13 protein-coding genes are annotated in these 18,939 nt (G+C 63.7%); 5 read left to right on the forward strand and 8 right to left on the reverse strand.

The window, feature by feature from the left end:
- Window positions 1–75: 75 nt before the first annotated feature.
- The 7 genes from U4Y88_RS09665 to U4Y88_RS09695 form a co-directional block, all read right to left on the reverse strand.
- The gene (locus tag U4Y88_RS09665) at window positions 76–501 is read right to left on the reverse strand and encodes a GtrA family protein (RefSeq protein ID WP_321783609.1); all 426 of its coding nucleotides are present in this window, start codon (window positions 499–501) and stop codon (window positions 76–78) included.
- Window positions 498–1,781 carry an NAD(P)/FAD-dependent oxidoreductase gene (locus U4Y88_RS09670; RefSeq protein WP_321783611.1) on the reverse strand — a complete coding sequence of 428 codons (1,284 nt, stop codon included), beginning with the start codon at window positions 1,779–1,781 and terminating at the stop codon, window positions 498–500. Before U4Y88_RS09670 ends, U4Y88_RS09665 begins: the two co-directional genes overlap by 4 nt.
- A gap of 6 nt (window positions 1,782–1,787) precedes the next feature.
- Window positions 1,788–2,726: an NAD-dependent epimerase/dehydratase family protein gene (locus U4Y88_RS09675; RefSeq protein WP_321783613.1), complete on the reverse strand. Its 939-nt coding sequence runs from the start codon at window positions 2,724–2,726 to the stop codon at window positions 1,788–1,790.
- Window positions 2,727–2,774: 48 nt separating this feature from the next.
- On the reverse strand, window positions 2,775–3,515 hold the full coding sequence (locus U4Y88_RS09680) for an SDR family oxidoreductase (RefSeq protein WP_321783615.1): 741 nt from the start codon (window positions 3,513–3,515) through the stop codon (window positions 2,775–2,777).
- On the reverse strand, window positions 3,512–4,828 hold the full coding sequence (locus tag U4Y88_RS09685; RefSeq protein ID WP_321783617.1) for an FAD-binding oxidoreductase: 1,317 nt from the start codon (window positions 4,826–4,828) through the stop codon (window positions 3,512–3,514). The genes U4Y88_RS09680 and U4Y88_RS09685 overlap by 4 nt, the downstream gene beginning before the upstream one ends.
- A 3-nt stretch (window positions 4,829–4,831) precedes the next feature.
- Window positions 4,832–6,256: a UbiA family prenyltransferase gene (locus tag U4Y88_RS09690; protein ID WP_321783618.1), complete on the reverse strand. Its 1,425-nt coding sequence runs from the start codon at window positions 6,254–6,256 to the stop codon at window positions 4,832–4,834.
- Between the two features lie 169 nt (window positions 6,257–6,425).
- Window positions 6,426–8,153, reverse strand: a complete 1,728-nt coding sequence (locus tag U4Y88_RS09695) for a hypothetical protein (RefSeq protein WP_321783620.1) — start codon at window positions 8,151–8,153, stop codon at window positions 6,426–6,428.
- A 348-nt stretch (window positions 8,154–8,501) separates the two neighbouring features.
- Here U4Y88_RS09695 and U4Y88_RS09700 point away from each other — a divergent pair, with 348 nt between their 5' ends.
- From U4Y88_RS09700 to U4Y88_RS09715, 4 genes are read left to right on the forward strand one after another with little or no spacing between them, the layout of a single operon-like run.
- The gene (locus tag U4Y88_RS09700; protein WP_321783622.1) at window positions 8,502–9,323 is read left to right on the forward strand and encodes a glycosyltransferase family 2 protein; all 822 of its coding nucleotides are present in this window, start codon (window positions 8,502–8,504) and stop codon (window positions 9,321–9,323) included.
- Window positions 9,320–10,279 (forward strand): NAD-dependent epimerase/dehydratase family protein, encoded by a 960-nt coding sequence (locus U4Y88_RS09705; protein WP_321783624.1) that lies wholly within the window; start codon window positions 9,320–9,322, stop codon window positions 10,277–10,279. Before U4Y88_RS09700 ends, U4Y88_RS09705 begins: the two co-directional genes overlap by 4 nt.
- 35 nt (window positions 10,280–10,314) lie before the next feature.
- Window positions 10,315–11,358 (forward strand): glycosyltransferase family 4 protein, encoded by a 1,044-nt coding sequence (locus tag U4Y88_RS09710; RefSeq protein ID WP_321783626.1) that lies wholly within the window; start codon window positions 10,315–10,317, stop codon window positions 11,356–11,358.
- On the forward strand, window positions 11,345–13,225 hold the full coding sequence (locus U4Y88_RS09715) for a nucleoside-diphosphate sugar epimerase/dehydratase (RefSeq protein WP_321783628.1): 1,881 nt from the start codon (window positions 11,345–11,347) through the stop codon (window positions 13,223–13,225). Before U4Y88_RS09710 ends, U4Y88_RS09715 begins: the two co-directional genes overlap by 14 nt.
- A 77-nt stretch (window positions 13,226–13,302) precedes the next feature.
- Here the strand turns inward: U4Y88_RS09715 and U4Y88_RS09720 are convergent, their stop codons facing one another.
- Window positions 13,303–14,496 (reverse strand): glycosyltransferase family 61 protein, encoded by a 1,194-nt coding sequence (locus U4Y88_RS09720; protein ID WP_321783630.1) that lies wholly within the window; start codon window positions 14,494–14,496, stop codon window positions 13,303–13,305.
- A 385-nt stretch (window positions 14,497–14,881) separates the two neighbouring features.
- On the opposite strand from U4Y88_RS09720, the gene U4Y88_RS09725 reads away from it, so the two are divergent.
- Window positions 14,882–18,928, forward strand: coding sequence for a rhamnan synthesis F family protein (locus U4Y88_RS09725; protein WP_321783632.1), 4,047 nt, complete (start codon window positions 14,882–14,884; stop codon window positions 18,926–18,928).
- The last annotated feature ends 11 nt before the right edge of the window (window positions 18,929–18,939 follow it).

An 18,939-nucleotide genomic window follows, 5' to 3' on the forward strand; every position in this document is an offset into this window, starting at 1 on the left:
GGCGAAGGCGCAACGTCATCAGTAGGGGGAGTGTTGGCTGTGGCGCACTGTTGCCGCCACAGCTCGTGTCCAGCTTCAATGCTTGAAGCTGAACTTCTTATGCCCGATGTAACTGGTAAAAACCGGCACGATAACGCCCACGAGGTGGGCGACATCCCGGTCGTGCCAGTTCATGCCCACCTTCGGGAACACGTAATACGCAAGCCCAACGCTCACAGCCCACGTTTGCACAACCGCCACGAGATTGACGAGCGTGAAAAAGAACGCTGAGCGATGCGTCGACTGCGTGCTTTCCGTGAAGACGAACAGCTTCGCCAGCACGAACGCCGTGATCATCCCGGTGATGTAGGCGACGACAATGGCAGCCGAATACGGCATCCAGTGGTTGTAAAGGATGCGGCTGCCCCAGTTCACGGCGGCCGCGAAGCCGCCGGTCAGCAGGAACATCAGGAACTTCCTCGACACGAAGCCGTTCCTGACGGGCGCTTGTGCTTGCGTCATACCATTCTCGCCATCTTGCGCGACAGCCCGATACTTTCGGAAATACCGCGGTCTTCGGGATAGTAATAGGACGTATCCGCCACCAGCAGGCCCTTGATGGGCAACTGAATCGGCGGCAGACGATCGAGATAGCCCGGCTCGCAGATCGGCTGCGCGAAGCGATAGCGGCTCGCGCGCACGTCGATGAAGTCGTCCGGCGTGAGCGCGGGATTGATCTTCATGAGATAGCGCTTCACCTTGTCGATGAACGCCGAATCCGGCTCCTGATACTTCGGATGCTCGCCAGGCACATAGAACGGCACGTAGACGATGTGATCGTCGAGCGGGCGAAGGTTCGTGTATTCGACGATGCCCGGAATGTCCATCTCGGGATCGTTGGTGTTGAGCCAGAAGTTTTCGGTCACGCGCTTCTTGAGCTTCGCGATCACGCATACGACCGCGACGTTCTTCTTGCTGCTGAACGCATCGCGAATATCGGCGGGCAGATCGGGCATCACGCGCGGCACGTAGGGCAGCGGAATCGTGCTGATCACCTTGTCGAACGCATGGAACTCGCCGCCGGCCTCGATGCCTTTGACCGCGCCATTTTCCATCACCACTTTCTGCACCGGCGTGCCGAGACGGAACTCGCCGCCGTTCGCCTCGATGTAGGCTCGCATGCCGTTGAGCAGCGTATCCGAGCCGCCCTCGAGATAGCCGAGTTTCTCGCGGAACAGGTCGTAGCGCGAGCGCCCGATACGGCGGATGCGGCTCCAGATCCACGCGGCCGAGAGGTTGTCCGCGTAGTCGTAAAACTTGTAGTCGAACAGACGGCGCCACAGCACTTCCCACGCTTCGTCGCCGATCCAGCGGCGAATCCAGCTCGTGGCTTCCACGTGGTCGAGCGGCTTCCAGTCGTTGCGCTTGGTCGAGAGGAACGCATGCAATCCGTAGCGGAACTTCGCCGCGAAACTCAGGCCCTTGAACTTGAGCAGGGCGACCGGGTTACCCCAAGGCTGCACCTGGCCCTGATAGAAGTAGCCCATCTTCGTTTCGCACCACTTCATCTTGTCTTCGATGCCGAGCTCACGCAGCACCTCGAAGAAGGCGTGATCCGAAATCGCGTGGAAGTGATAGTAGCGTTCGATCGACAGGCCGCCGAAATCGAAACACGCGGCCATGCCGCCGACGCGGTCGTCGGCCTCGAAAATAATCGGCTTGCGGCCATCCTTGACCAACTGGTAGGCGGCTCCGAGGCCCATCGGCCCCGCGCCGAGGACGGCAATGCGATCTGCACTCATCTTTCTTCAGAACTCCAGGGCGATGTGGCTATAGGTGGGATCGTTGAACGTTTCGTCCATGGCCTTGGCGAACGGCGTGGCGCGAATGCCGAAAATGCCTTCCCAGTCGATCACCTCGAACTCGTCGCCGGCCGTCAGCGCCTTGAGCTGATCGGCCGTGAACGGCGGGTTCTTGTCGAACAGCGCGTAGATCTTCAACAGCACGTAAAAGAGACCGTAAGGAATCCGCACGATTGCGCAGCGTGCCTTCGTCGCGCGCTTGATCTGACGAATGATGTCGATGTAGTCGACACGCTCGAGGCCGCTGATGTTGTATGCCTTGCCCTTGATGCGCGACTCGATGCTGCTGATGATCACGTTGCAGAAGTCGCCCACGTAGAGCGGCTGGCGCATGTACTTGCCGCTGCCCGGAATCGGGAACACCGGCACGCGATGCATGAAGCGCGAGAGCCAGCCAAGGTGCTTGCGGTCGAACCAGCCGAACATCAGCGTCGGGCGCAGCACGACACAGTCGATGCCCGAGGCGACCACGATCTCTTCCTGCTCGCGCTTGGTTTCGGTGTACCAGTCGTCTGCCACGGAGTTCACCACGGACGAGCTGATGTGCACCGTGTAGGGAATATTGTGCTGCTTGATGGCGTCAAGCACGTGGCGCGTCGCCACGATGTTGTTGCGCACGAACGGGTCACGGGTCGGTGCGCCAATCTGCGCCTGCAGCATCACCACGACGTCCGCGCCTTCGAAGTGCTGCGCCCAGTCGCCCGGTTCGGCGAGGTCGGCGTAAATCGCTGTGACGTCGGGATGCACGCTGCGCAGGATGTCTAGGTTCGCCTTGAACTTGTCGAGCACGACGATGTTGGTATAGCCGCGCGCCTTGAGCCGGGCCACCAGATTCTGTCCGACGAGTCCGGCGCCGCCGGGAAGAAGAATGCGAGTCTGATTCATGCGATAGCGAATAAGTGGATGCGCTTCGTGAGTTGCTTCGGGCCGCGCTTACAGCGACGCCCGCTTGAACAGAAACTTCGGCACCGACCGGATGATCAGCATGATCAGCGACCAGAACCACGGTGTGTAGAGCACGTCCTTGTTCTTCTCGATGGCGCGCGTGATATCGGCGGCGACCTTGTCGGGTGTGGCGACGAGCGGGCCGGGCAGCGGCAGGCCGGCGGTCATCGGCGTGGCGACGAAGCCGGGCTTGATCGTCACGACATGCGCGCCCGCCTTGAACAAACGCGCGTTCAGGCCTTCGCAGAACGCCGAAAGCGCGGCCTTCGCGCTGCCGTAGAGATAGTTCGACGGGCGTCCGCGGTCGCCGGCCACCGACGAGATCACTGCGATCGTGCCGCGCTTCTGCGCTTCAATCTGATTCGCGATCGGCGTGAGCAGGCCGATGATCGACGTGACGTTGGTCGTGAATTCGCGGATCGCGACGGCGGCGTCGGCCTGGCACTGCGCCTGGTCGGGCAGGGTGCCTGGCGCGACCAGCACGATATCGAGCGTACCCAGTTCGGCCTGACATTGCGCGAGCATGGCGGCGTGGCGATCGACGTCGTTGACGTCGAGTTCGTAGCACGCGGCGAGCTTGGCGCCGCGCGCGACGAGGTCGTCGGCGACTTGCTGAAGCCGTTCACCATTGCGGGCGACGAGGAAAAGACGCGCGCCCTGTGCGGCCCAGTGGCGGGCACAGGCGTTGGCGATCGCCGAAGTGGCGCCGATGATCAGAATGTTCTTCATGTTCGAGTCGTTCGTTCCCAGAACCGCGACAGCATCGCGGGATCTCGCAGGGTTTCCAGTTGCTGCCATTGCGGATAAGCCGCCCGAAAATCGGCGCCGGACATATGCGCGTCCTTGGCCGGATACAGGCGGCCGCGTGCAGCGCCGACGATCGCGTCGAGCCGCGCGAAAAGCCGCGCATTCTGCGCGTCGCGCTGCGGAAAATCCAGCGCAAGCGAGGTGCCTTCGCGCGGAAACGACAGCAGCCCCGGCGAGCGAATATCGCCGCAACGCTTGAGCACCGCGAGAAATGAACCGGTGCCGCTCGAGGCGATCGCGTCGAGAATCTCGCGCGTCGCTTCACGCGCAGCCTCGGGCGGCACGACGCACTGATACTGCTGAAACCCGCGCCGCCCGTAAATGCGGTTCCATTCGAGCAGGCTGTCGAGCGGATAAAAGTACGCATCGTAGCTGACTTTGCTACGGGTCTCGCCGCGCGCCTGGCGGTGATAGTACAGACCGTTGAAGGCGCGCAATGTGAGCGGATTGAAGATGGGGACCGGCAGCGTCATCGGCACCGTGCGCTTCTTGCGCCGGTCGACTTCGAGCGGGCCGTCTTCGGCGTGATCGCCGACCATGAAAATGCCGCGCCCGAGCGCCGATCCGCGGCTCTGGCAATCGACCCACGCGACGCTGTATTCGTGCAGCGGATCGAGACGTTCCGAGAGCGCGAAGAATTCGTCGACATTGTCGAAGCGCAGTGTCGTCACGTCGATCTGGCTGGAGCGGATCGGCATCAGCTGGATCTCGGCCCACAGGATCAGGCCCGTGAGCCCGAGTCCGCCGATGGTGGCCGCATAGAACTCCGCGTGCTGGTCGGGCGCGCAGTCGAGCACGCTGCCGTCGCTGCGCGCGAGGCCGAAGCGGCGCACGTGGCGTCCGAAGGTGCCGCGCACGTGATGGTTCTTGCCGTGGACATCGTTGGCGATCGCGCCGCCCAACGTGGCGTATTTGGTGCCCGGCGTGACCGGTAGCATCCAGCCGCGCGGAATCGCCACGTCGAGAATCTGTTCGAGCGTCACGCCCGGCTCGGCGCGCAGCACGCCCGTGCTCCAGTCGGCGGCGATCAGGCGGTCGAGCGGCAGCGTCTGCAGCACGTGCCCGGAAGCCGCGAGACAACTGTCGCCATAGCTGCGGCCGTTGCCAAAGGCGAGCGCGCTGCCGTGCGCGTCGCGCAGATCGCGCCACGCGCGGGCCGCGCCGTCACGCCATGCGAGCGCATGGGCTTCTTGCGGATAGTCGGGGTAACGTCCCCAGGACAGCACCGTGCTCATCGTTCAGGTCGCCGCCCAGAACACAAGACCGCAGAGCAGCACGACGGCGAGGCTCACGCGGTCGCGCGCGGCGAACACGATCGGGTCGTCGTGCATCAGGCCCCGATGCGCGATGATCCACGTGCGGCTGATCCAGTAGAGCAGCAGCGGGCACGCGAGCCAGATGAACTGCGCGTGGTGGTAGAGGCGCGCGGTGGCGCCGTCCTGGATATACATCGCGAGCACGAGCACGGAGATATAGCCCGACGCGGTGCCCAGCGACGAGATCAGCGGCAGATCGCTCGACACGTAGCCGCGACCACGCGTCTTGACGAGGCCGCGCGCCTGCATCGAATAGAGTTCGGCGTAGCGCTTCACGAGCGCGAGGCTCAGGAAGATGAACATCGAGAACGCGAGCAGCCAGAACGTCAGATGCGCCGCGATGGCCGCCGTGCCCGCCACGATGCGGATGGTGTAGAGCATCGCCAGCACGACGACGTCGACCATCACCTGGCGCTTCAAAAACATCGAATAAGCGAGCGTGAGCGCGTAGTAGCCGAGCAGCACGATCGCGAAACGCCATGGCAGGAACAGCGCCGTCAGCGCGAACGCGCCGACAAGCAGGACAGGAAAGAGGCCGATCCCCCAGGTGAGCGGCAGCGCGCCCGAGGCGAGCGGGCGTTTGCGCTTGGTGGGGTGATGGCGGTCGTCCTCGAGATCGAGCAGGTCGTTGAGCAGATACACACTCGATGCGCACAGGCCAAACGCGAGAAACGCGAGCAGCGACGCGAAGACGAGATCGATATTGGCCAACTTGTGCGCGGCGAGCAGCGGTACGAAGATCAGCAGGTTCTTCAGCCACTGATGCAGACGCAGCGATTTGCTCCACGTCTTGAACGTGGGCGGACGCGATTCGATCACGCGCTCGACGTTGCCGATCTTGCGCGCGGCGCGCTCGACACCGCTCGACGGATTGACGACATAGGCGCGCGCAGCGGATTGCCAGACGGCGACGTCGTCATGCGAGTTGCCGGCGTAATCGAAATTCTTCTCGCCGAACTCCGCGACCAGCTTGTCGCGCTTGCGGTGTGAGGAGAGGTTGACGCCGTCGGCGGTCGCGAAGGTCTGGTCGAACAGACCGAGGTGGTTGGCGATCGCATGCGCGTAGCGCTCGTGGCTGGCGGTGGCTAGCACGAGAGGACGGCCCGCCTCGCGTTCCTGGCGCAGCCAGTCGAGCACCTGCGGGTCGTACGGCAGAACCGTGACGTCGACGTTGGTGTGTTCAGCGAGCCCGGCTTTGAGGGCCGGTTTGCCGCCGCGCAGCAGCCACAGGATCGGGCGATAGAAGCGGTGCGGGGCGGAGGTCAGGTAGGCGAAGCCGGATTCGATCAGAACGTCGGATCGAATCAATGTGCCATCAAGGTCAACAACGAGTGGTCTGCTGCTCATGCGGTTGGCCAGTGGGCAACTTGTGCGTGTTAATTGATCAATATGGATGCCTGTATCGCGCGCGCGTCGGGCAACCTGTAATTTTGCAAAATATAAACGGTATATTGCAGCTTTGTTACATTTATCCCGTTTTATTTGCTGGGCAAGACGTCGCTGCGCGGCCCGTGAACTAAGGCTGATGCGACGTTTCGGACGGATTGGGGGCAGAGGCCGGCAATTGTTTCTTTTCTGCAACGACACAATATTTTCCCGGCTCAATTTCGCCGAATGCCTGAATCGTGCCGCCATCGGGGCGTTTGAAGAAACCCACCCAGCCGCCCTCACGATTGTCAGAGCCGGTCAGCGGTTTGAGGTCGTTGCGCCGCGCTCCGGCAATTCCCGTTCCGAGCACCTTGCCGTTCATGTCCGCAATCACGATCGAGGTGACATAGTGCTTTGCCTGCGTGTCGTAGATCCAGCCGGTCGCGGCGAGGCGGTCCGGCGTGGCGGTGTCCGTCACGCTGTCAATCGTTCCGGCGCAGTGTGCGGTGGCGGAGATCGTCGAGGGCGGGGCGGAAAAATCGGTCTGATCCGGTGCAAAAATCGACAAGCCCATCGCTTCTGCTGGCGTGGCTAACGATTTCAGTGCCCCAGCGTCGGGAAACAGCACTCCCGTATAGACCGCGTCATAAACATGCGCGCGCAGCGCCAGCCCCGCTACCTGTTTCGCATACAAGGCGCCGTGCGCGGAGTGGAAGACGGTGCGTTGTGCAACGACGACGATCGTGAGTGCGATCGCGAAGACACCGGCGATCATTTTGCGCCGCGCGGGGCGCGTTTCATTGAGCCAGAGGAATGCGATGAGCGACGCCGTCATGATGAGCGGCGCAGTGGTGTAGCGCGACGAAGTCGCAGTTTCAAGTCCGAGTCCAACGCGCCCCGCAGCTGTGACGAGCGCGTTGCCGCAGACGAACACGGGCATGGCGAGCAGCGCGGATGCGCTCACCGCACGGCGACGCAACGCCAGCCACGTCGAGTATGCGACCCCCAGCAGTACCACGGCGCCCCAGAGGAACCCCGATTTCGCCCCAAAACCCGACCACGTGACGGGCGACCCGATGTAGAGCAGCCCGTATGCCAGAACCCCCAAGGGGTGATGCACCAGCGAATTGTGAAGGCCGCCGTTCGGCGCCTGCGTCTGCCAATTCGTGAAATAAGCAAGCCAGATGGCGAAGGTGGCGAGCACGAGCAGCAGGCCACGCATGCGCGTCGTGCGCAAATAGACCGCTTGAACGAGGAGCACCGGCGCGACCAGCACGCCGCTCGCCATCGATAGCGCCGCCATGACAGCAGCGCCGATCGACGTCGCGAACCATGCAGACGAAACCGTAGTCGCGGCGCGCTTACGTGCCAGTTCGCTCAGATCCAGCGCGTGGAAGGCGCACAGGCCGAAGAGATAGACGGCAAACCACTGACTCTGGAAGCCCCAGCTGAAGTTTTCGACCTGCATCCATGAAAAGCAGAATGCGAGTGCGGCGCCGGCCGCAATCATCCGCGCTTGACGCGACTGCCCGGCGTGCCGCATGGCGATCCGATAGATCAGCAAGGCGAGCAAGCCTGCGAGCACGATATTGGCCGCGAGATCAAGCACATTGCGGCCCCCAAAATAGCGGACGTCGGCGAAAAAAATCAGACGCGAGAAAAACAGCCGATGTTCGTTGTGCAGCCCGAAGAACGCCGTATACGGATGCTCAAGCGCCTCCATATAGAAGCCGAGCGTTCCATCCCACTGATCGCCGAACGGAACGGGTGAATATTGCCGGATGACGCCAAGGCAGGTCGTGACGAATGTGAGCGCACCGAGCAGGAGGACGAGAAGTGACCAGGCGTTGTGGCTCTTTGACTTCGAAATTGACACGGCAAGCTTGTTGTAATGAAGTTATCTGAGTTGGGCAATTGCTGTACCCACGCCGCTTGTTTACAAGCAGATTTCACCCGCATTGCGTGGCCGCGCGTTCCCCCGCAGGCCCGGGCAGGCCTTGGCCGACGCTACTGTACTATTCGTACGCTTGGGCTTACAACTTTTTCAATGTGTGCATTCGGCCACGCGGCAATCTCCGACCCCCGTAACAAAAGGAAAAGCGGGTTGCCGGAAAGCGCCATTTTTAGCAAACTAGACATTTTTTACCGACCCCGTTTAAGTTGACGAGACGCGCCACGCGCCAGATCGTTGCATTTCCAGATGACAGTGAGTGCGGTATCCAGCATGAATCACGGCGTGGTGTCCGTATCGGTGGTCGTGTTTCATCCCGACCGGCAATTGCTAGCCAGAACGTTCGACAGCCTCGCCGAAGCCGGCGCGGAACTGGCACGCGTCAAACCCGGGATATCGATCCATCTGTTCCTGGTCGACAACGGCGGCATGCCCGACATGCGCGCGAACCTCGCCGCGCTGTCCCAGGCGGGCATCGAGAGCACGGTGATCAGCGGTCACGGCAATGTGGGCTACGGCCGCGGCCATAATCTCGCGATTGCAGAGGCGTCGAGCCGCTATCACCTGATCCTGAATCCCGACATCGACATCGAGCCCAAGGCGCTGCTCAACGCGCTGGAGTTCCTGGACGTCCATCCAGAAGCCGGACTCCTGACCCCCGCCATCGTCGACGACTCGGGGCAGCTTCAGTACCTCTGCCGCCAGTTCCCCACGCTCGTCGATCTCTTCGTACGCGGCTTTCTGCCGCGCGCGGCGCGCCGGCCGTTCGAGTCGCGTCTCGCGCGCTATGAAATGCGCGCGCAGATCAATGAGCGCGACACGCTCTGGGACCCGCCCATCGTCAGCGGCTGTTTCATGCTGTTCCGTACCGAGGTGCTGAATAAGCTCGCGGGTTTCGACCCGCGCTACTTCCTTTATTTCGAGGACTACGACCTGAGCCTGCGCACGCACGATGTGGCGCGCGTGGTCTACACGCCCGCCGTGCGGGTGTTGCATCACGGCGGCGGCGCGTCCCGCAAGGGCATGGCACATATCCGCATGTTCGCGGCGTCGGCGTTCAAGTTCTACAACCGCTTCGGCTGGAAGTGGCTTTGAGCAGCGTACTGGTGACGGGGGCAAATGGCTTCGTCGGGCGCGCGCTCTGCCGCACGCTTGCGGGCGCGGGCCACGAGGTCACCGCGCTGGTCCGGCAAAGCGGCGTCGATCTCGCCGATGGCGTGCGCGAATGGCGCCACGCCACGGCGGACTTTGCGGGCCTGGGCGCAGCGTGGCCGCAGGACTATGCGCCCGATTGCGTCGTGCATCTGGCCGCACGCGTCCACGTGATGCGCGACGAATCGCCGGACCCGCTTGCGGCGTTCACGGCCACCAACGTCGACGGCACGCTGCGCGTGGCCCGCGCCGCACGAGCGAAGGGCGCGCGGCGCATGGTGTACGTGAGCAGCATCAAGGCCGTCGCGGAGACGGACGGCGGCGTGCCGCTCGCCGAATCCACGCCGCCCATGCCGCTCGACCCTTACGGGCTCTCCAAGCGCGCGGCCGAAGAAGCGCTCTGGCGGTTCGGCGATGAAACCGGCATGGAGATCGTGGTGGTGCGCCCGCCGCTCGTCTATGGTCCGGGCGTTGGAGCCAATTTTCTGCAGATGATGAACGCAGTGTCGCGCGGCATCCCGTTGCCGCTCGGCCTCGTCGATGCGCGCCGCAGTCTCGTCTACGCCGATAATCTGGCCGATGCGCTGATGCATTGTGCGACCGACCCGCGTGCCGCCAACACCTGCTTCCACGTGACCGACGGCGATGATCCGTCGGTCGCGCAGTTGCTGCGCACGCTGGGACGCCACCTCGGCAAGCCTGCGCGCCTGCTGCCCGTGCCGCCGCGCCTGCTGCGCGCGGCTGGCGCGCTCGCTGGCCGCGCGGCCCAGATCGAGCGGCTGACGACGAGCCTTCAGGTCGACGCCTCGCGCATTCGCGAGCAGCTCGGCTGGTATCCGCCCGTGAGCCTGGACGCCGGGCTTGAGGCCACCGCACGCTGGTTTCGTGCGACGCACTGATCAAGCGGAGACCGTATACGTCCATGTTGCCTGCAATGAATTCGCCGCTGTTTTCTTCGTCGATCGTGACGCTCGTCGCGATCGCGCTGGTATGCGCCGTGGCGTGCGCCGTCATCCTCGCGTTCCTGCTCAAGACCGGACTCGCCTGGCGGCTCGCCACCGACATTCCCAACGAACGCTCGCTGCACGTGCGTCCGACGCCGCGCGTGGGCGGGTGGGGCGTGATTCCGGTCGCCGTCGTGGCGATCCTGGTGGTGGCGCCGTCGCTCTGGCTGATCGCGCTCGGCGCGGCGTTCCTCGCGGCGGTGTCGCAGATCGACGACCGGCGCGGCCTGCCTGCGCGCGTGCGCTTCGCCGCCCACTTTGTCGCCGTGCTGGCGCTGATCGTTGCCTACCCGGCGCCGATTCCCTGGTGGTGCGCGGCCCTGCTGGCGTTTTTGCTGCTGTGGCTGGTCAATCTCTACAATTTCATGGATGGCGCGGACGGCCTCGCGGGCGGCATGGCGCTCTTCGGCTTCGGCGGCTACGCGCTGGCGGCGTTCTTCGGACCGCAGCCGATGCCGGCGCTCAGCTGGGCGTGTGCGGCGGTTGCGGGTGCAGCGGCGGGCTTCCTGTTCTTCAACTTTCACCCGGCGAAGATCTTTCTCGGCGATGCCGGCTCAATTCCAACCGGTTTTCTGGCGGGCGCGTTAGGCTATTGGGGTTGGCGTGGCGGCGCGTGGCCGATCTGGTTCCCGGCGCTGGTCTTCGCGCCCTTCATCGGCGATGCCTCTGTCACGCTGATTCGACGCCTGCTGCGCGGCGAAAAATTTTGGCAGGCGCACCGTGAACACTATTATCAACGGATGGTTCGGCTCGGTACCGGTCACGCAGTCACGGCGCTGACATGGTATCTGGTAATATGCGTGGGCATAATAATTGCTTTGTGGGCTCTGGGGCGTTCCCCGGCCCAGCAGTGGGGGATCGTTGCAGGCTGGTCTGTCGTTCTTGTTCTGATGGGTGCGGCAATCGACGTGCGCTGGCGTAGTTTCCAGTCCCTTACCAGTCAATCTGAGGTCGACGCTGATGCTCCGCAATAAAGCCTCCTGGCTCTCGTTCAGCGCCTTTCTGTTCGACGTCGGCGCCGTCGCCGCCGCCTGGCTGACGGCCTATCTTCTGCGCTTCAACGCGTCCGTGCCGACCGAGTTCTGGCACGGCGCCGTGAAGACCCTCGTCTGGGTGCTGCCGATCTACGCGATCATGTTCCGCATCTTCGGGCTCTACCGGGGCATGTGGGTGTTCGCGAGCCTGCCCGACCTGCTGCGCATCTCGAAGGCGATCATCTCTGCCGGGCTGATCGTCATGATCGCTTCGGTCCTGCTGCAGCCGATGCCGATGATTCCGCGCTCGGTGCTGATCGTTTCGCCGCTGCTGCTGTTCTTCGCCATGGGCGGCGCGCGGGCGCTCTATCGCGCGACCAAGGAGTTCTACCTGTACGGCGGCCTTGTCGCCCAGGGCAAGCCCGTGATCGTGGTGGGCGCGGGCGGCGCGGGCGCGAGTCTCGCGCGCGAACTGTCGCGTTCCGCGGAGTGGCGTCTCGTCGGCCTGCTCGACGACGATCCGGCCAAGCAGGGCCGCGAAATCTACGGCTACAAGGTGCTCGGCCCGATCAGCGACGTCGCGCGCTGGGCCGACGAACTGCGCTGCGAATTCGCGATCATCGCGATTCCCTCGGCATCGGCGGAAGTGCAGCGGCGCGCCGCCACGCAATGCGTGCGCACGGGCGTCAAGGCGCTGATGCTGCCGTCGCTGACTGAACTCACGCCGGGTCGCGGCTTCCTCTCGCAGGTGCGCAACATCGACCTCGAGGATCTGCTCGGCCGCGACGCGGTCAAGATCGACACGCCGCACGTGGAAGCGCTCCTGAGCGGCCGCGTGGTGATGGTGACGGGCGCGGGCGGCTCGATCGGCTCCGAACTGTGCCGCCAGATTCTGCGTTTCGCGCCGGCGCAACTCGTCGCGCTCGATCTCTCCGAATTTGCGATGTACCGGCTCACCGAAGAATTTCGCGACCGCTTCCCCGGACTGTCGGTGGTGCCGATCGTCGGCGATGCCAAGGATTCTCTGCTGCTCGACCAGGTGATGGCGCGCTACACGCCGCACATCGTTTTCCACGCGGCCGCGTACAAGCACGTGCCGCTGATGGAGGAGCTGAATTCGTGGCAGGCGATCCGCAATAACGTGCTTGGCACCTATCGCGTGGCGCGTGCGGCGATCAAGCATCAGGTGCGCCATTTCGTGCTGATCTCGACCGACAAGGCCGTGAATCCCACCAACGTGATGGGCGCGAGCAAGCGGCTCGCGGAGATGGCGTGTCAGGCCTTGCAACAGACCAGCGAGCGCACGCAGTTCGAAACCGTGCGCTTTGGCAACGTGCTGGGCAGCGCGGGCAGCGTGATTCCGAAGTTCCAGCAGCAGATCGCGAAGGGCGGCCCGGTGACGGTCACGCACCCCGAGATCACGCGCTTTTTCATGACGATTCCCGAGGCGTCGCAACTCGTGCTGCAGGCGTCGAGCATGGGGCACGGCGGCGAGATTTTCATTCTCGACATGGGCAAGCCGGTGCGGATCGTCGATCTTGCGCGCGATCTGATTCGTCTTTATGGGTACTCGGAGGAGCAGATTCGCGTGGAGTTCACGGGGCTGCGTCCCGGCGAGAAGCTCTACGAAGAACTGCTCGCCGACGACGAGACCACGACGCGCACGCCGCATCCGAAGCTGCGTATCGCGCGTGCGCGCGAAGTGCCGGATAACCTGCTCGACGAACTGCTGCCGTGGCTCATGCAGCATCGTGTGCCGAGCGACGACGAAGTGCGTCGCGATCTGCGGCGCTGGGTGCCGGAGTATCAGCCGTCGGTCAATCCGAAGCTGCACAGTGTGACTTCGGGAGAACGCAAGGTGAGTTGAGACGTCGTGACGGCGTAGGCCTCCCCTAACGCCACACACCTCGTACCGGATGACGGCGCCTGAGCGCGCCGTCTCCTTCAGACGTCGCGCGTTTCGTTCTCGAGCAGGCGCCGCATGAGCATTTCGACGTCGACCGTGAAGGGCTTGTGCGCGACGCTAAAGTCACGGTCGTCGGCGCTAGCTTCGAAGATGCCGTAGTCGAGCCCGAGTGAACCGAACAGGCACATGTGGGCATGAATCCAGTGCGGTTCGGACTCTATATCGATGAGTTTCGTGCCAGGGTGGCAGAACACGGCGTTGAACATGGCTGAGCCGGAAGGCCCGACCACCGTGCCCGCGGAAGAGAACAGGCGAATCTGTTCGACGGCACTGAGCTTCGACGGTTCGACGATTTCGAAGCCATGCGCGGTGAGTGCGTGAATTAACTCCTCCTCGTTGCGCATGCGGCGTGTGCCTGCCGCAATCGACGCGCGTTCCATGTTCCTGCGCGTGATATAGATCCGCCGTCCCTGTGAAGGCACGCCATGCTTCGCACGCATCTGAGCGTAAAACTCGAGCGTAGCGTCGTCGAGAAACCCTTGGCTGTTCCGCAGATTCAGCACGACTGCGCGGTCGAATTTGTAGACCGCGTTGGCATAGTGAGGAATGACGCGCGACGCGTCGACCCCGGCCAACTCCAGCAGATCCATCATCGACTTGGCATAGAGCGGGGCGACGATGGGCAGATTCAGCCCCGCGTTTTCCAGCGTTTTCAGCTTCGGCAGCGCGCGGAACAAAAAAGAGCCGTAGTTCGACGGTTCGGTCGAGGAGAGCAGGGCAACCGCTTCGTGATGGACGATAACCGGGCGATCGCGCATTTCGAAGTCGAAGGTCTCCATGTCGGTGCGCCTGACGAGACCCGTTGATTCGTTGTGGAAATCGTCGGTCGACGCGAGGCGATTGAGGGCCGTAACCTTCGAGGCTTCGTCGACGAACGAAACGTCCGTGCAGAACGTGCCATCCGCGCCGAGCGTCGTGCGATAGCCGGTCAGCGTGACGTTGTTGCGCGCGAGCGCGAAGGCCGGCGGATACACAACAGGCGGCCGCGTGCTCAGGTCCGGGAAGATGCTGTTGCCCGAGGGGACATCGTGAAAGTGCGGCGGAATACGCAGGCGCGTGGTCTCCGTGCCGGGCGGTTCAACCCAGACGCCCTCTTCGCCTGCAGCGAGTGCTGATGTATCAATGCGGGGAAACGAGAGCGGATCGCGAAAGCGGAATACTTCGGTAGTCATAGTTATGTCTTGTGGCTCGCCTCAGGCACGGTGTCGACCTGCCGGCCCGCGTGCAGGGGGCGCGAAAGCCGGCGTTCGCGCCGGGCGCGACTCGCGCCGACACCCGTAAGCAGAGGCAAAAAATATAACATACGAGTCCGTTGCATCGGAGGCTTGCATCGCGCGGGGCGAGGCGTTGCCGGCCGGATCTTGCTTGACGCGTAAATGCTAAAGATCGTCAGCGCAACACGTCGGCGTACGGTGCACCTGCAGTGAGGCCATCATGAGCATTTATACTTCTGGGGTCCGTGGCACGTGGCCACGTCATGCGTGATCTCCATTTCGCAGTGTCGGAGTGCACGTCCTGAATACACCTCATCCAAAGAACGATTCTGGGCATGATCTTATGAACCCACCGGAACGCCGTCGCACCCTGATCCTGGTCGCGGGACCGCCGCGCGGCGGGAACGCGGAACTCGCACAACTCTTGAGGATGGCAGGAGCGGCATCGCGTGGCGCGTCGGTGCCAGACGAGGCGGCGGACGCGCGCCTCGCGAGCGACGTCGATGCTTTCCAGCGTCACCTGTTTGCTGCGCTCGATTCGGAGTGGGACGATCCGTGGCCCATTCCCACGGAGCGTCTTGAACGGACTGCGGCGAGCGCGGCGTTCTCGCGCGCGGTCGAGTCGCTGCTCGGTGACGTCGAGGCTCGCAAGGACATCGTCGTGGACGATCCGGGCCTCGCGCGCTTACTGCCGCTCTGGTATGCGGCGGCGCACAGTCTCGAGTGCGAGACCGTGACGCTGATTCCGCTGCGTCATCCCGAAGATATCGTGACGTCGCGCTGGCTGCGCGACGCGCTTGCGCGGCCGCTCGCGCTAGCGGTCTGGCTCGAGTCGGTCCTGAGCGCCGAGCAGGCTTCGCGCGCGCAGCGCCGTCTGTTCATTCGCCACGACAGCTTCGTGAGCGATTGGCGCGCGGGCTTGCAAGCCACGACGCATCAGCTCGAATGGCCGCAGGCGGTCAACACGGAAAGATTTACGCGCGAAGCGGAGCGGGTGCTGCTCGGTGTGCGCTCGCGGCCGCTCGACAGTGCGCTATCGCTGGCGTCTGGCGATCGCATGGGCGAACTCGTCAACCGTGCCTGGAGCGCGCTGCTTGCGCTTCTCGACAATCCCGACGATGCGGCTGCTCAGGCGGCACTGGATGCCGTACGCGCGGAACTTCAGCCCGCGTACGAGCTGTATGGCGACGTGATTGGTGGCATGAAGGGACGGCTCGATGCGAATCTCGAGCGCATGGACCGCGCGCTCGGCGCATCGGGCGAAGTCGAGTCGCCGTCGCACGTGGTCGCGCAGCAGGAAGTGCAGACACTACGTGATCAGATTTCGAACAGTGAAACACATGTGGCAGAGCTTGAGGATCAATTGACTCGACTGGAAGCCTATCGCAAGCAGGAGACGGTTGACGCGAGGGGGCTCGAGCGCGTGATCGAGGATCTGCGTCTGGAAAAGGCGGCGCTGAACAGCGAAATCCGGCGCGCGCGCCAGGAAGCCGATGATCTGCGCGCCACGCTCGAGACGCACGAGGGCGGTGACCGCGAGCGCGAAATCACCCGGGCGTATCACGAAGCGTCCGCAGCGCTGGCTCAGGCGCGTTCCGAACTCGGGCTGCTGCGCAGTTCGATAAGCTGGCGCGCGAGCGCGCCGCTGCGCGTGCTGGCCCGCTCGGTGCCGCGGGGCGTGCGCGGTCGCGTCCAGGGTTTGTTGCGCTTTGGATGGCGTGCGATCACGCCGTGGCGTAACGCGCAGCGCCGATTTTTCGCGGAGCGCATGGCGCACGCCGCGCTGCAGTCGCAGCAGAGTGACGGCGCGGAAGCGGCCGATCAGCGCACCGCGCAAGTGATGGCAAGCCCTGAAGACCTGCGCGTGGCACATGTTATCAGTCATAGCGAGTATTTCGACGCGGCGGGCTACGCGGCGCGCAGTGGTGCTACCGCGAGCGGCATGGACCCCGCCTTGCATTACGTGCTGTATGGCGAAGCGCGCGGCATCATGCCGTCGGACAAATTCGATCCGAGCTATTACGGCGAACGCTATCCGGACATCGTGGCGTGGGGCGGCAATCGTCTGGGGCACTTTGCCGAGCGGGGCATTGCCGAAGGGCGCTATGGTTTGCCCGCCATTGGGTCGATCCCGATGCCGGTGGATAAGTTGGACCCCGCGAAACCGACCGTGCTCGTCGTCGTGCATGAGGCGTCGCGCACGGGTGCGCCGATTCTCGGCTGGAATATCTCGCGCGTCCTCAAGCAGCACGCCAACGTCGTGGCCGTCGTCCTGCGCCCGGGTGCGCTGGATGCATCGTTTGCCAGTGTCGCGGACGCCGTGGTGGGCGCTCAGAAAGTCGATCTCTTCAACGCCATTGACGGCTTTTACTTCGGCCGGCGGCTCGCCGACGTCTACCGCCCGCTCTACGTGATCGCCAATAGCGTCGAGACGCGTTCGCTGGTGCCCGGGCTCGCAGACCGAGGTGTTCCGGTCGTGGCGCTGGTCCACGAGTTCTCTGGCTATACCAAGCCGGTCGGCAGTCTTCAGACGCTCTACGAGCAGGCCGCGGAAGTGGTCTTCCCTGCGGATATCGTGCGTCGATCTTCGGAGGCGGACTATCCGCTGCTCAAGTTGCGCCACACGAACGTGCTGCCTCAAGGGCCTTCCGAAGTGCCCAAGTCCGCGCAGCCCAAGCGTACCGACGCATCGAAACCCAAGGCGGCCAACGTGCTCGAGAAGCTGCGTCCGGCGGGCGCCGAGGACGCGTTGCTCGTGGTGGGCATGGGGTTCGTCGATTGGCGCAAGGGCGTTGACCTCTTCGTCGGCGCGTTGACATCGCTGACGGGGCGCCATCCGGACGCGCATGTGCGCTTCGTTTGGGTCGGCCACGGCTTCAAGGTTTCGGACACGCTGGATATCGCGTCGTATCTGGCAGAGCAGGTCGAGCGCTCGGGCGTGAGCGACCGCTTTACGTTCGTCGACGCTGTTGAGAACGTGGAAGACGTCTACGCGCAGGCCGACGTCCTGTTCCTCAGTTCGCGGCTCGACCCGTTGCCGAATGTTTCCATCGATGCGGCATTGCGCGGCATTCCCGTCGTGTGCTTCGCCGACGCGAGCGGAATGGCAGAAATTCTGGGGGCTTCGCAGGCAACGCGCGCGCTTGTCGTGCCACATCTCGACGCTGGCGCGGCTGCGGAGATCATCGCTCATCTGGCGAATGACCGCGCGAGCCTGCAAGCTTTCGGGCAGGCGATTCAGGAACTCGCGCAAGAGCGCTTCAACATGCAGCGTTATGTTGCTTCCGTCGATGCGCTTGGACGCAAGGCGATCGCAGGTATGCAGCGCGAGGCTACTGACGTGCAAACCATTCTCCAGTCCGAAGTATTTGACTCACCGCTGTTTCTGGGGGCGCAGGCCGAGACGGTGCCGTTGCCCCGCGCCGTGCACCGCTACGTGGCACAGGCGTCGAAGATCGACTATGCGAGCCTGCCGGTTTCGGGTGCCTATACGCGCCGTCCGGCTGCCGGTTTTCATCCTTACACGTACGCACGCGCCAACATGACCGAGTCCGGCGAGCGCACGGATCCGTACGCACATTACCTGCGCGCGGGCAAGCCCGCGGGGCCGTGGGCCCATCAGGTCATTCGCGCTGACGAAGCCGTTGCGGGTGAAAAGGCGACCGCGCTGAAGGTTGCGCTTCATGCGCACATCTACTATCCGGAGCTCGTGGGTGAGCTGCTCGACGCCGTTGCCGTCAACCATCATGCGTGCCGGTTGATCTTCACGACGGACACCGAGGACAAGGCTGCCGAGATCAATCTGCTGACCGAGCGCTCGGGCTTGCCCGCGGACGTTCAGGTGGTGGGCAATCGCGGCCGGGACATCGGTCCGTTCCTGCTGGTGCTAGCCGAGATCGGCGACCAGTACGACATCATCGGTCACGTGCACGGTAAGCGCAGCCTGACCACGGAAAATGTGGCGTCGGACTTCGGTGAGCGTTGGCGGGAGTTTCTCTGGCAGCATCTGATCGGCGATAGTGCGCCAATGATGGACCGGATCATGCGTGAGTTCGCTCGCGATCCGCGTCTGGGTCTAGTGTTCCCCGAAGATCCGCACCTGATCGGCTGGGAGGAGAACCTGGAGTTGGGCAAGCAGCTGGCCGGGAAGATGGGCCTGAAGTCTCCGTTGCCGCTGACGCTCGATTTCCCGGTCGGGACGATGTTCTGGGCGCGCCCGGAGGCGCTGCGGCCTTTCCTCACGCTGGGCTTGTCTGCCGACGACTATCCGGAGGAGCCGCTGCCGACCGATGGCACGATCCTCCATGCGATGGAGCGCCTGATCACGTGTGCAGCACTCGAATCGGGCTTCGATTTCGCCACGACCTTCTTGCCGGACTACACGCGATAAGTGCTCGTCGG

The sequence above is a fragment of the Paraburkholderia sp. J94 genome (assembly GCF_905220285.1).
GTDB lineage: Bacteria > Pseudomonadota > Gammaproteobacteria > Burkholderiales > Burkholderiaceae > Paraburkholderia > Paraburkholderia tropica_A.